Annotated in this window: 13 protein-coding genes and 1 tRNA gene; 9 read left to right on the top strand and 5 right to left on the bottom strand. The window is 46.3% G+C overall.

Annotated elements, in window-relative coordinates; genetic code table 11:
• Positions 1-22: 22 nt before the first annotated feature.
• From H6G48_RS03300 to pheS, 3 genes are all read right to left on the bottom strand, one after another.
• Positions 23-1,141 (bottom strand): NAD(P)/FAD-dependent oxidoreductase, encoded by a 1,119-nt coding sequence (locus tag H6G48_RS03300; RefSeq protein ID WP_190719024.1) that lies wholly within the window; start codon positions 1,139-1,141, stop codon positions 23-25.
• Between the two features lie 74 nt (positions 1,142-1,215).
• Positions 1,216-1,560 (bottom strand): DUF4870 domain-containing protein, encoded by a 345-nt coding sequence (locus H6G48_RS03295; protein WP_002798023.1) that lies wholly within the window; start codon positions 1,558-1,560, stop codon positions 1,216-1,218.
• Between the two features lie 13 nt (positions 1,561-1,573).
• Positions 1,574-2,578 carry a phenylalanine--tRNA ligase subunit alpha gene (gene pheS, locus H6G48_RS03290; protein ID WP_190719021.1) on the bottom strand — a complete coding sequence of 335 codons (1,005 nt, stop codon included), beginning with the start codon at positions 2,576-2,578 and terminating at the stop codon, positions 1,574-1,576.
• A 241-nt stretch (positions 2,579-2,819) separates the two neighbouring features.
• Between pheS and H6G48_RS03285 the strand changes: the two genes are divergently transcribed.
• The gene (locus H6G48_RS03285; RefSeq protein WP_190719018.1) at positions 2,820-3,116 is read left to right on the top strand and encodes an RNA recognition motif domain-containing protein; all 297 of its coding nucleotides are present in this window, start codon (positions 2,820-2,822) and stop codon (positions 3,114-3,116) included.
• Between the two features lie 437 nt (positions 3,117-3,553).
• Positions 3,554-3,718, top strand: a complete 165-nt coding sequence (locus tag H6G48_RS03280; protein WP_002733784.1) for a hypothetical protein — start codon at positions 3,554-3,556, stop codon at positions 3,716-3,718.
• On the opposite strand, the gene H6G48_RS03275 is transcribed toward H6G48_RS03280, so the two are convergent.
• Positions 3,715-6,414 carry a CBS domain-containing protein gene (locus tag H6G48_RS03275; RefSeq protein WP_190719015.1) on the bottom strand — a complete coding sequence of 900 codons (2,700 nt, stop codon included), beginning with the start codon at positions 6,412-6,414 and terminating at the stop codon, positions 3,715-3,717. The two genes, H6G48_RS03280 and H6G48_RS03275, sit on opposite strands and share 4 nt — an antisense overlap.
• A gap of 113 nt (positions 6,415-6,527) precedes the next feature.
• Here H6G48_RS03275 and H6G48_RS03270 point away from each other — a divergent pair, with 113 nt between their 5' ends.
• The 7 genes from H6G48_RS03270 (at position 6,528) to H6G48_RS03240 (ending at position 10,585) form a co-directional block, all read left to right on the top strand.
• Positions 6,528-6,983, top strand: a complete 456-nt coding sequence (locus tag H6G48_RS03270; protein ID WP_061432142.1) for a CopD family protein — start codon at positions 6,528-6,530, stop codon at positions 6,981-6,983.
• Positions 6,984-7,345: 362 nt separating this feature from the next.
• Entirely contained in the window at positions 7,346-7,534 is a 189-nt protein-coding gene (gene psbZ / locus H6G48_RS03265; RefSeq protein ID WP_002732865.1) for a photosystem II reaction center protein PsbZ, read from the top strand.
• Between the two features lie 171 nt (positions 7,535-7,705).
• Positions 7,706-8,251 carry a 6,7-dimethyl-8-ribityllumazine synthase gene (gene ribH, locus H6G48_RS03260; RefSeq protein ID WP_190719012.1) on the top strand — a complete coding sequence of 182 codons (546 nt, stop codon included), beginning with the start codon at positions 7,706-7,708 and terminating at the stop codon, positions 8,249-8,251.
• A gap of 55 nt (positions 8,252-8,306) precedes the next feature.
• Entirely contained in the window at positions 8,307-8,606 is a 300-nt protein-coding gene (locus H6G48_RS03255; RefSeq protein ID WP_190719008.1) for a hypothetical protein, read from the top strand.
• Between the two features lie 70 nt (positions 8,607-8,676).
• Positions 8,677-8,748, top strand: a tRNA-Gly gene (locus H6G48_RS03250).
• Between the two features lie 171 nt (positions 8,749-8,919).
• On the top strand, positions 8,920-9,327 hold the full coding sequence (locus tag H6G48_RS03245; RefSeq protein ID WP_012266165.1) for a hypothetical protein: 408 nt from the start codon (positions 8,920-8,922) through the stop codon (positions 9,325-9,327).
• 10 nt (positions 9,328-9,337) lie between these two features.
• Positions 9,338-10,585 (top strand): glutamate-5-semialdehyde dehydrogenase, encoded by a 1,248-nt coding sequence (locus tag H6G48_RS03240; RefSeq protein ID WP_061432145.1) that lies wholly within the window; start codon positions 9,338-9,340, stop codon positions 10,583-10,585.
• A gap of 207 nt (positions 10,586-10,792) precedes the next feature.
• Here the strand turns inward: H6G48_RS03240 and H6G48_RS03235 are convergent, their stop codons facing one another.
• Positions 10,793-11,599, bottom strand: coding sequence for an MlaE family lipid ABC transporter permease subunit (locus H6G48_RS03235; RefSeq protein ID WP_190719005.1), 807 nt, complete (start codon positions 11,597-11,599; stop codon positions 10,793-10,795).
• Positions 11,600-12,248 lie beyond the last annotated feature (649 nt).

Below are 12,248 nucleotides of genomic sequence, written 5' to 3'. Positions count from 1 at the left end.
ACTACATCGGCAAGCCACTAATTTAGCGATCGATAGCTAACTTATCACTTAACATTTCCCTGACGATTTTAGCGGTAGCGGGGGCTAATAAAACCCCGTTGCGGTAGTGTCCCGTGGCCAGAATAACGTTATCGTATCCGGGCAAATATTCGATGATGGGAGCGGATTTTTTCTCCGGTCGCGGTCGCTTACCGGACCAAGTACGCACGATCGCACCCGCAGCCAAAGAGGGACAAAAAGTGATCGCTTTTTGATACACTTGTTCTAATAAGGCAGTATCGGCGATAATTTCGCCCTTTTCGTCCATAAATTCCACCGTTGCCCCAATCCAGTATTCCGCTCCAGCCAAAGGCAGAATATGCAGGTCATTTCCTGTTAAAATCGGCTTAAAATCGCAACTTTCTAGGGGTTGCGTCAATTTTATCTGTAAAGCTTGCCCTAAAACCGGTCGGATTGCCACTGGATGGGTAAGAGTTTCGGTTAAAGCAGTAGAACCAATTCCCGCACAAAGAATCAAAGAGTCGGTTTCCTCTATACCATTGGAACTATAAACCTGGGTGCATTGCCTCACATTAGAGCCTTGAAGCTCTGTCTTCCCGAAATTTTCAACTTTTACCCCAAATTGACATTTTACCCCCCTTCTTGCCGCAGCAGCGACGAGAGACTCCGTGAGCAGGGCCGGATTAATTTGATGATCCCTGGGAGAATAGATAGCACCCTGGAGATGATCGCTGGCCACTTGGGGACATTTTTGGTTTAAAGTCTCTTTATCCCAGATTTCTAGACAATATCCCTGTTCTTGGCGGATTTGGGCTAACTTGCGCCAATTTTCTTCGTCTTCGGCACTCGATCGCAGTAGGACAATACCATCACGGTTACAGGGAATAGTCAGTCCGGTGAGGGATTCTAGCTCAGGAAGGAGAGTTTCGTAACGTTTTAAACTTTCTTGCCGCAGTTTCCAGGCTCTACCTTTAGTTTTATGGCTGATAATCCCCATTAAAATCCCTAGGGCTGCCCCGGTTGCTCCTTGTCCTGGTTTTTTTTCATCGATGAGGGTAATTTCTAATCCTTCGATGGCACTTAATTCGTAGGCAATGGTGGCCCCCACTATCCCCGCACCGATGATGACAATTTTAGTCATAAACTCCAGAGGCTATTTTTCTAGTGGGAATAGGACTAAAAAAGGGTTGAACCGGTTTCAACCCCGATAATTAATTACAGAACCCGGAAAATAAAAGGATAACGGAAAACCTTATAGGGATCTTTCCAGACTTGCAGGATAGCAAGAATGGGGAGAACAATGTTCACCACACCCAGAATTGCTAGGAGCAAATAACCGATTAAAACCCAAATTAGAATCCCGGCAATTAGGTAGTATAACCACATATTCAGGTGAAAGTTTAAAGCTTCTTTGGCGTTTTCCTTCACCGTTCCATCATCAGAAATGAAATAAATAGCTAAGGGAATCCCCACCGATACCAGCGTAGCACTCAAAAAGATCGAAGCATGACAAGCCACGGATAGGAGTCTTTTTTTGGTTAAATCTTCACTCATGACCATCGGGTTTATCCCCCTAAAATTGGCGGAGAAAGCGGATATCGCTATTATAACAACGGCGAATATCGTCTATCTCATGTAATACCATAGCAAATCTTTCCACGCCAAAACCAGCAGCAAAACCCGTATAGATTTGGGGGTCATAACCGACTGCTTTTAAGACATTGGGATCCACCATACCACAGCCCATCACCTCCAACCATTTGCCTTTCCACTGCACATCTACCTCGGCCGAGGGTTCAGTAAAAGGGAAGTAGGAAGCGCGGAATTTAACCGGTAAATCGGCCCCAAACATTTGCTTAAGAAATTCTTTAATTGTTCCTTTCAAATCCGTAAAGGTTAATCCCCGGTCCACCGCTAATAATTCCACTTGATGGAAAACCGCGGAATGGGTTGCATCCACGGTATCGCGACGATAAACGCGGCCCGGGGCCACAATCCGAATCGGGGGTTCGTGACTTTCCATGTAGCGAATCTGCACCGGGGAGGTATGGGTCCGCAATAAACGACCATCACTCAAGAAAAAAGTATCCTGCATATCCCGGGCCGGATGGTCAGCAGGGATATTTAAAGCCTCAAAATTATAATAATCGGTTTCTACCTGCGGCCCGGTGGCGATGCTGTAACCCAGACCGACGAAAATATCGATCATGCGATCAACTGTGCTATTTAAGGGGTGAATTCGCCCTAAAGGACGGCTAAGAGCAGGTAGGGTGACATCGAGGGTTTCCGCCGCTAATTTCGCCTTAATTTGGGCATTCTGGAGACTTTCTCGCCGGGATTCCAGCAGCGATTGTACTAATTCTTTGACCTCATTAGCGATCGCACCTAATCGCGGTCTCTCTTCGGGGGTTAATTTGCCCATTTCCCGTAAAATCTGCGATAATTCTCCTTTCTTACCGAGATAATTCACCCTTAGCTGTTCTAAGTCTTCTAGGGTTGTTGTTTGTTCGATGGAATTTTCCGCTTTCGCTGCCAGGGTTTTTAGGGCAGTTTCGATCGGATGGGGGGATAAACTCATAATTAGGGCATTTTATAGGGCAGCATTCTAGTCTAGTTTATCTGCTCCCGTGGCGAGACAGGCAGAATCGAGCAAAGCTAATAGCTATGTGCTAGGATGGAAGTCGAGAATAAAAGTCGGCACTGCGGCTCGTGGTCAGTATTAATGGTTAAAGCGTTTCTGTTTAGTATTGGTTCAGCTAGTTCCCGAAATCTTCGTTCTCTACAAATCTGTTGTTTTTATCGGTGCAAGGATAGGTTTTATGTCAATTTATGTTGGTAATCTCCCCTTCGAGGTTGACCAAGACGACGTAGTTGAGGTTTTTAAGGAATATGGTGCAATTAAGCGCGTTCACCTCCCCATGGATCGGGAAACGAAAAGAAAACGCGGGTTCGCTTTCGTGGAAATGGAAACCCCAGAGCAAGAATCGGCCGCTATTGCCGCTCTTGACGGCGCTCAATGGATGGGACGAGAATTAAAAGTCAATCAAGCTCGCGAAAAAGAACCCAGATCTTCCTTCGGCGCTGGCGGCGATCGCAATCGGGAGCGTCGCTACTAATCCCCGACCGTAACCATTCTAGGTGATCGGAAATTTGGGTTGAAAACCCCGTCCTTTTAGGACGGCTTTGTGCGAGAATGTTTGTCGGTGGTTCCGAGCGTGAGAACGTGAGGAAACAGGTTAAACGTCCTACTCCGTGATCTGAAAATTTCTAACAGTCAATGGTGTTCAATTAAGTCCAAACTGTAAGAACGCAAAACAATTAAATACTGTGGGACACACAGAAATTTACGCTTGGGGAGTAGTCCATAAGAGTGCTTGCCTTATCGGTGTAGTCGGACTAGACATGAAACCGTAAGACCAAAATTAGCGTTGCTAGTGGAGGCAGGATTCAGCCCAAGAATCTCCGCACTTTTAGGGCGGAGAGTGTCAATGTCAACAGGGGAAGCGAGCGCTCGTTTCCCCGCTTGTCTATCTAATATCCCAAGGAGATTCTTGTGGCTAAACGTCGTAATTTGAAAAAAGAAAAAGCTGAACGCAACCGCGCCTACGCGCGTCAATTCCGGGCTGCCTCTAATCGTACCACCACCAGAGGAGGTAGAGGCGGTTATTCCAGCGATCAAAGACAATCTTCGGAAAATGAAGGGGCAGCCGATACCTAATCTGCTGACTTAGTTAATCTAGCAATAAAAGCCATAGCCTCGCTTTTATTGCTGACTATTCCATCTAAAGTCGCCCCCAACACCGCCGCAAGTAACGATTTAAACTGGGGACCGGGTTGATAACCCAAAGCTTTTAGGTCATTGCCGTCGATAGGAGCCTCGATCTGCGACCATTTAGTTAAATATTGCCAGATTAAAGCCCGCATCCTAGTCTCACTCCTCACCGCCACCAGTAACAAACTAGGAACCTTATAACCATTGAAAAAGCTGACGATTTGACTAACGGGTCGATCATAAGCAAAATTATTGCTAATCTCCCTTTCCATAACTTCTAGTTTTTGTAAACGCCCCACACTATCTTTGGGCAATTGTAAATTATTAGCGATCGCTATTCTTTCCCCCACAGCCAGAGAAGCGATTAATAATTCCAACCGCATTAACCAAGCATTCACCAGCAATTCCAGACTTAAACAATCTAACCAACGACTGAGACAGCGCAATTGTCGCCATAAAGCCCGATTTAAACTTAAATCCCCGTGTAAACAGTGCAAAGCCCCCAAATCGGCCAACTTTTCTAAGGCACTTTCCCAGTAATCCGCCTCTAAAATATAATTCAACTCCGCTTTTAAACGAGACTGTAAAGCGGGTGCATTCTGATTTTGTTGCCGTGAGCGCTCATAAACTCCACTTTCGATCGCATACCTAATATAGTTTTCTGTCAAGGGTTCAATAACAAATCCTAACCGAGTGGCAAAACGCACCGCTCGATAGATGCGCGTCGGATCCTCAATAAAACTATTAGCGTGGAGAACCCGGATTTGTTGGGCGCGTAAATCCAACATACCGCCAAAAAAGTCGAGTAATTCCCCCTCTTTCGGCGAAGTTAGGCGAATTGCCAGAGCATTAATCGTAAAATCCCTTCTATACAAATCCTGTCGAATCGAACTAGCCTCCACTTGGGGATTGCTGGCAGGATAGGGATAGAATTCCGTGCGTGCCGTGGCGATATCCACCCATAACGAGCCAAAACGCTCATCTTTGTGCCATAACAAAGCCGCCGTCTGAAATTCCCCGTGAATCGATAACCGGGCCCCCGGATAAATTTCCTGTAAACAATTAGCCAACTCCACCCCTGCACCCACACCGGCGGCGCGATGGCAGCCATCCACCACTAAATCGATATCCTGTAACAATAAAGTATCCCTTTCTGTGGCTAACAATAAATCCCGCACCGCACCCCCAACCAGATAGAGATGCCAACCGCGTTTTTGAGCGGCAGTGGCGGCAGCTTGCAGGAATGACCATAAAATCGGCTCTAAACGCTCTTTAATCGTCGGTAAAAGACAGGAAACCAAAGCAACCCCTTCAAAACGCACCCGCTCATTTTGATGAATCTGTCTTAATACATCTGTACGAGTGACGATACCGACTAACTGCCCATTTTCTAGTACAGGTAAACGCCCCAAATCGTACGTTACCATCAGCGACTCGATTTCCTGAAGGGAAGTGTCGGGGGTAATAGTTTTCGGATTACAAGTCATGTATCCCTTCACGGGAGAGCGAGAAAAGCCGTGATGGAGAGCTAAATCGAGGTCACGACGAGAAATCACCCCAACTAAGCGATCCTGCTCATCTACCACCGATAAACCCGAATGGCCGTAACGGAAAAGGATGCGCTCGGCTTGAGATATGGAAGTATCGGGACGAATTGTCCGCACCGGAGAAGACATTAAATCCCTAGCGGTGGGAGAAGGGGGAATTTGAGCAATTAAGTCCCCCAGTAGTTGGTTTAACTGTTGAACTGGCTGAACATCGCGAAAACTCACCGAAGCGGCCTGAGCATGACCACCGCCGTTATAGGGGGAAAAAAGCCGATATAGATTCACCCCATCGATTCTAGAGCGACCGATCACGGTTAAACGCTGTCGGGAATTATCTTCCTCGTCTTTACTATAACTATGGGCAAAAAGTAGCGCATCACTATCGGATAATTCCAGCAGGCGCTCGGCCACACTAGACAAACCCGGGATAAAATCGGCAGTATGGAGGAGAACGTGGGCGATTTTACGGTCATGGATCGTTTTAATCTCTAGATTTTCCCAAGCAAGGCTAAATAACTCCTGTAAGCGCGGGGAAAAACTCGGTTGACAGTATTGGGCGATCGTTTTAATGTTAGCAGCACAGGTCATTAACCAAGCCAAAGCATAGGCATCCCTGGGGGTACTACCGGCAAAAGTCAGGGAACCCGTGTCAACGTGAATACCGAGTGCCATTACCGTCGCTGCCATCGAGTTTGGTTTAATCTGGGCTTTTTGTAAAGCTTCGACAATTAAAGTCGTGGTGGCTCCCACTGCTTCTAAATGGACGCTAGAGGCATGAATATCGCTTTCACTATCTAAATGATGATCATACAATTCGATCGCCTGTAAATGCCCTAAATCGAGCCACTGGGAGGCTTTTCCCAGACGCTCTCGCCACTGATTATCAACGATAATTAAAGAGCGAATACGGGCCGGATTGACACTACGCAGTTCAATTAAAGCGAATTCATCCCGATGCAGGGCCAAAAATTCCCTCACCGTCGGGTGCGCTCCCCCCGTTAACACAATGCGACTACCCGCTTTCAGCAACGATAAACCCACCGCTGCCCCCAAAGCGTCAAAATCCGCCGTTTGATGACATAAAATTAAATCCATATTTTTTAGTAAGGAGAAGTTATCGGGATTTTTTCTGTATCTATTGTTACTAAATGCTCGGAAATAGCCGAGCCAAGAACTATAAGTTAGCAAATCTTGACTGAGAGAAACCGATGTTGTTCAAAATTTTAGTAATTCTCCACACCCTAGGGGCGACCGTCTGGGCCGGTGGTCATTTATTGTTGGCAGTCACCGTTCTACCCCAGGCCCTCAAAAACCGAGAACCAGACCGAATTCGTCAATTTGAGCAATATTTTGAAGGTTTTGGGTTATCTGCGCTATTGTTGCAGGTAATAACAGGCCTAGGACTGACTTGGATTTATTTGCCCGGTTTTCGTGATTTTTGGTCATTTGATAGTTTTTTATCGGTTTATATAGGCATTAAGTTAGCTTTACTGTTATTAACTCTCATCTTGGCCCTTCATTCCCGCTTTTTTCTCATTCCTAAACTGAGCGAGGAAAACTTAAATTTCCTCGCCCTGCACATAGTCGCCGTCACCACTCTAGCAGTATTGTTCGTCATTTTTGGCGCTGGCATCCGTTTGGGGGGCTTGACCATTAGCTTTTAGCAGTTCGGCAGTCTGGACATCTTTCTAGGGCAGCTTTGGCGAAAACGCGAAAATACTGTAATCTGGGCAAGGGATTACAGGGAGTCACTTCCCCCACCTAACCCTTACAATCCTGCTTTTGACAAGGATGGAGACATCAAAAAAATTTTAGAACCCGCTGCGGCTGGGTAGTCAGTGGCAGTAAAATTAAAATGCTCGTGGATTCAGTCTGACAGGGATATCTCCTGGGAACCCCTGATTCAGAGAGGACTTAGAGGAAGGATCGTCCAGTTAAGTTGAGTGGAAGCGAGGCTCTTCCATACAAGTATCAAATCTGGGAGAATTATCTAAATAAACATCAACTGCTTTAGGAGAACCCAATCATGTCTATTGTTTTTCAATTTTTTCTCATTGCCTTAGTTTTATTTTCCTTGCTGATGGTGATTGGTGTCCCCGTTGCCTATGCTTCCCCCCAAAACTGGGATCAATCGAAACCCCTTCTCTATGTGGGTTCGGCAATTTGGGCGATTTTAGTGGTTGCCGTCGCTATTTTAAACTTTTTAGTGATTTAGTCTTGATCAGGAGATGGGAGACAGGAGGAGATAGGGTGATAGGGTTTTGGGGTGATAGGGTGATGAGACAGCTTACCCACTACCCCACTACCCCACTTCCCCACTACCCCACTACCCCACTTCCCCACTTCCCCACTTCCCCACTTCCCCAACCCCTATCCCCTTCTACCTATGACTGTTTTTGAGGGAAATTTTACCGAGGACATATCCTCTTTGCGCTTTGCGGTCGTGATTGGTCGTTTTAACGATCTCGTCACTGATAAACTGTTATCAGGCTGTCAAGACTGTCTGAAGCGTCACGGGGTTGATGTCAATCCCGATGGCACACAAGTGGATTATATCTGGGTACCGGGTAGCTTTGAAGTGCCAATGGTAGCCCGTCAAGTCGCCCTTTCCCACCGTTACGATGCCGTTATTTGTCTAGGGGCAATTATTCGCGGACAAACGCCCCATTTTGACTACGTTGCTGCCGAGGCTGCTAAGGGTATTGCTGCGGCCGCTTTTCAGACAGGTGTTCCCGTTGTCTTCGGTATTCTCACCACTGATACTCTACAACAGGCTCTCGAACGGGCCGGTATTAAAAGTAATTTGGGCTGGAATTATGGCCTATCTGCCCTAGAAATGGCTAGTCTCATGCGTCAATTGCGCCCCCGGAATGAAGATAAACCCCTAGAATTATTGGAAAATAATCCCCAACAGGCACTGATGGAAGGCTAAGAAAATTCCCCCGGCATTTAGGATTTTAGTTGTCCCCACTCCCGGAGTTCCACTGATGAGCGAAGCTGAACAGAACAAATATATTAACCAACTCAGACGGCAATTAGTCAACGCTGTCGAGAGAATCAAGACTCTGGAATTAGATTTAGAACCAGAGGGGCGGATTACGGAAGCTTTTGACGCTATGGAACGGCATATAGATGAAAAATTCGCCGCAGTGGCTGAAAAATTCGCCGCCATTGACAAGCGCTTTGATCGTTTGGAACATCAGTTCAACCGACTACAGGCTAAGATAGAAGTGGTTCTCGAAGCTATTACCGGTTTGGGGGATTTGCCAGAAGATGAATCATTGTAAAAAAATGCTCCAAACTACTTGACAAATGCTCTGAGATTTGGCACACTTATAGAAGTGTAAAAAAAAGCTTGCGGGCATAGCTCAGTGGTAGAGCGTCACCTTGCCAAGGTGAATGTCGCGCGTTCGAATCGCGTTGCCCGCTTGAAAAAATCTTGAAATATACCTTAAGGTCAGGATGAATAATTTAGGGATATCCCTTAAGATGGGAATTACCCGTGAGCAATAGGGTTGAGAATTTTGGGCAACCGTTGAATACCTTAGCCATTGACCACGAGAGACTAAAAACAACCGTTTATAAACAAAAATTTAGCTTGTGCGACCGCATAAATATACCAAAATCGACCAACACCAAGACTATCCTTGTCCCTGTCGTCGGAAAGGGACATTATGCCCGATTTTATTGACCGATGCCTTTGGCTGCGATCGCTGTCAACAGATATTTGTGGTACAGGAAAACGGCCAAATTATCGAACAATTAGCCCCCCACTATCCCTATAAACGCACTTGGCGCTGGACGGGATTTCGTTGGGTGAGTACGAATCAGCGCCTTGGGGAAGGAGTCTTGCCCCTGATGATGGGGATAATTCTGTTATTATCGGTCGTCTGGCTACCGTTAATCTTGAAATCACCGCCGGGGGTAAGCGTGATTTTTGGGGCAATTCTAGTTATGCTATTAGTTATTTTGCCCGCATTCATCTTTTGGTTAGCCTATCGACGCTAGACAAGAATCTATGATCGAAAGTTCCCCCAAAACCCCCCCGACGATCTTTAAGCAAGCATACAATGCTTTTCTGGATCTGGGTCAATTCAATGGCAACGAAAGAAATCGCGGGGTAATCGCGATCGCTAATGGCATTAAAACTGGCTTTGATCGCATTTTAGAAGCCAATACCCTCGATTTAGAGGTCAGTCGAGAGATGGCCGTCTCAGAACAAATGATTCGCTGGTTACGGTTAACTCCCGAACGTTTAGAGACGACGGTGGAGGTATTGCAACAACTAGCGGAAGCATCGGATCCGCTGCAACAGGTAATTAACGCGGCCTATCAACTTAATCCGTCCCAAACCTATTGCCAAAGGATGCCTTTAGGAGTGATTGCCTTAGTCTATGAAGGTTTTCCCGAATTAGCGATGGTAGCGGCGGGATTTTCCCTAAAAAGTGGCAATAGTTTGATTATTCGCGGTTCCAATGCCTCTAGTCATTCCGATGGAGTGATTACGGAAATTATCCAAGAAGCATTGGAGGATGTGGGTTTACCGGTGGATTGTGTTAGTGGTTTACCCTGTGATTCTAGTCCCTCCCTAGAGGAGTTGGTGACGCAGGAAAATTATGTTAATTTGATTATTCCCTACGGTCGCCCTAGTTTAATCGGTCAGGTGAGTCAATTGGCCACGGTTCCCGTTTTGCGCGCGGCCATGGGAAACTGTTATTTGTATTGGTCTCCTAGTGGCGATTTGGAGTTAGCCCGTCAGGTAATTATCGATAGTCATGGCAGCATACCGGATCCGGTTAACGCGATCGAAAAAGTTTTAATTAGTCCCCATCAGAATTCTTCGACTTTAAGTCGTTTGTTTAAAAGTTTGCAGGAAAAAGGCTTTAAATTGCGGGGAGATACCCGATTAGCGGCGGATTTTCCCGAACATTTAACCATTGCCACCGATAATGATTGGCAAAGACCCTATTTAGAAAAAACGGTGGCCTTTAGGTTAGTGGATACCCTCACTGATGCGATCGCTTGGATTAATAAGTATAGTAGCGGTCACGCGGATTGTATTGTCACCGAATCCTATCGAGAAAGTCGTCAATTCGCCATGGAGTCCGATAGTGCTTTAGTTTATATCAATTCTTCACCCCGATTTGATCGCAATCCCAAACAGGGAGAATCGGTATTTTTGGGCATTTCCAACCAAAAAGGCCAGCGCCGGGGGTTAATCAACCTAGAAACCTTTACCACCCTTAAACAGGTGGTGCAGGGGTAGTTTTGGTGAACTGGGTATTGTTAAGTTAGCTAGGGTTTGCGGCAAAAAGTTTTTCGTGGGGGTAGGGGTAGGGTTGATTCATGAATCAACCCTACGACATCGGGGGGGGGCGGGGGCAAGAGGCAAAAGGAGGAATAAATAATCAGTCTTTAATAACTGGATTTAGTATTAGAACAATGGCGAGAAAATGACAGTTTTTAACTGAAATTACTGTCCAAATAAAACCGAACTATTGCCAGATCCTTGGAACAAGATCCAGGTCATCAGCAGATTAGATACAAAAATCGCTAAGAGCATAGTGACTACGGCCGCGGTAGTAGCTTGGCCGACTCCTTTAGCACCGCCATCGGTCGTTAAACCCCAATTACAGCCGATAATCGCGATTAAAGCCCCAAAAACCACCCCTTTAACCGGTCCACTCAGCACATCTCCCACACCCAGAAAACCGCGAACCGAGTCGAGAAAAACTGAATTGGCAATTCCGTATAAACTTTCGCCGACCAGCAAACCGCTACCTAAACCGATCAGCAACGCCATAACACTCAAAGCGGGAACCATAAGACAACAGGCAATTAAACGGGGCAGCACCAGATATTCCACGGGATCGGTTTTGAGCATATAGAGTGCGTCGATCTGCTCTGTCACCTTCATGGTACCGATTTCCGCCGCAAAAGCCGATCCTACCCGACCGGCTACCACGATCGCCATCATAATCGGACAGAGTTCCCGACCGAGAGCAAGGGCCAAAATTCCCCCCACCATACTGCCAGCGCCCAAAGCTTGGAACTCCCGGGCCACTTGGATCGTAAAGATCATCCCGATCACCGCGGCCGTGATCATGGCGATAATCAGCGAGGCGGGCCCGGCTGCTACCATTTGTTCTTGGGTGACGCGCCAATCGGGTTGGCGCGTGAATAGGAAGTAAAAAACCCTGCCGGTCAATAGTACCGCTAACCAACAGCGCCGAAACCAAGAGCTTAATTCCTTGCTAAAAATCGCCAATAAATCCTTCATGGTCCCCAAAATCGATCGGACTAGAGAAAAGTCTATCCTGTTTTGTCTTCTAATACCAAATCCTGTTATAATAAAACGAGTAAAGACAAGGAGATAAAATGCCCAAGAAAGCTGACTTAGCCGAACATCTAAGTTCAGAGGAACTGATACTAAATCTGGTTATTAAAAACTGATTATTTATTCCCCCTTTTGCCTCTTGCCTGTTGCATGAGTGCCTCTCCTCTATAAGTAGGCTGGCTGAATAAATGTGAAATGTAGGCAAGGTAAGGGTTTTGTGGCTTTACGAGCGAAACAGGTGCAAGATTTTGAGAGAATCGTCGTTCAAAACCTTGCGTCTTCATCGGCCCGCGTCCTGTAGGGGCGAAGCATTCGGGCAATAACCTATCGGTGAAACCGTAGATTTTCTAACCGAATGCTTCGCCCGTACTTTTTGCCGCAAACCCTAAGTAGCCTATACTCAACGGATTTAGTATATAGCGTTTCCTGTTCGCAAGAGGTACATTATCGATGTTGAAAAGCTTAATCAGCAAAGGTTTAACTGTCCCACACAGCTATTTAAACCGCTATAAGCGGTTTAAATAGGGTTTGCGGCAAAAAGTTTGCTCCCCCTAAATTCCCCTTAAAAAGGGGGACTTAAAGCTGAAAAAAG

Origin of the sequence: Microcystis flos-aquae FACHB-1344, assembly GCF_014698375.1 — a bacterium.
GTDB lineage: Bacteria > Cyanobacteriota > Cyanobacteriia > Cyanobacteriales > Microcystaceae > Microcystis > Microcystis aeruginosa.
The sequence above is the reverse complement of the archived record's forward strand: the minus strand, read 5'-3'. Positions and strand labels throughout refer to the sequence as shown.

What these genes read in the sequence shown, in the direction of transcription:
- H6G48_RS03300 (WP_190719024.1), bottom strand. Translation starts at nt 1,141, where the DNA reads ATGACTAAAATTGTCATCATCGGTGCGGGGATAGTGGGGGCCACCATT.
- H6G48_RS03295 (WP_002798023.1), bottom strand. Translation starts at nt 1,560, where the DNA reads ATGGTCATGAGTGAAGATTTAACCAAAAAAAGACTCCTATCCGTGGCT.
- pheS (WP_190719021.1), bottom strand. Translation starts at nt 2,578, where the DNA reads ATGAGTTTATCCCCCCATCCGATCGAAACTGCCCTAAAAACCCTGGCA.
- H6G48_RS03285 (WP_190719018.1), top strand. Translation starts at nt 2,820, where the DNA reads ATGTCAATTTATGTTGGTAATCTCCCCTTCGAGGTTGACCAAGACGAC.
- H6G48_RS03275 (WP_190719015.1), bottom strand. Translation starts at nt 6,414, where the DNA reads ATGGATTTAATTTTATGTCATCAAACGGCGGATTTTGACGCTTTGGGG.
- H6G48_RS03270 (WP_061432142.1), top strand. Translation starts at nt 6,528, where the DNA reads ATGTTGTTCAAAATTTTAGTAATTCTCCACACCCTAGGGGCGACCGTC.
- psbZ (WP_002732865.1), top strand. Translation starts at nt 7,346, where the DNA reads ATGTCTATTGTTTTTCAATTTTTTCTCATTGCCTTAGTTTTATTTTCC.
- ribH (WP_190719012.1), top strand. Translation starts at nt 7,706, where the DNA reads ATGACTGTTTTTGAGGGAAATTTTACCGAGGACATATCCTCTTTGCGC.
- H6G48_RS03255 (WP_190719008.1), top strand. Translation starts at nt 8,307, where the DNA reads ATGAGCGAAGCTGAACAGAACAAATATATTAACCAACTCAGACGGCAA.
- H6G48_RS03240 (WP_061432145.1), top strand. Translation starts at nt 9,338, where the DNA reads ATGATCGAAAGTTCCCCCAAAACCCCCCCGACGATCTTTAAGCAAGCA.
- H6G48_RS03235 (WP_190719005.1), bottom strand. Translation starts at nt 11,599, where the DNA reads ATGAAGGATTTATTGGCGATTTTTAGCAAGGAATTAAGCTCTTGGTTT.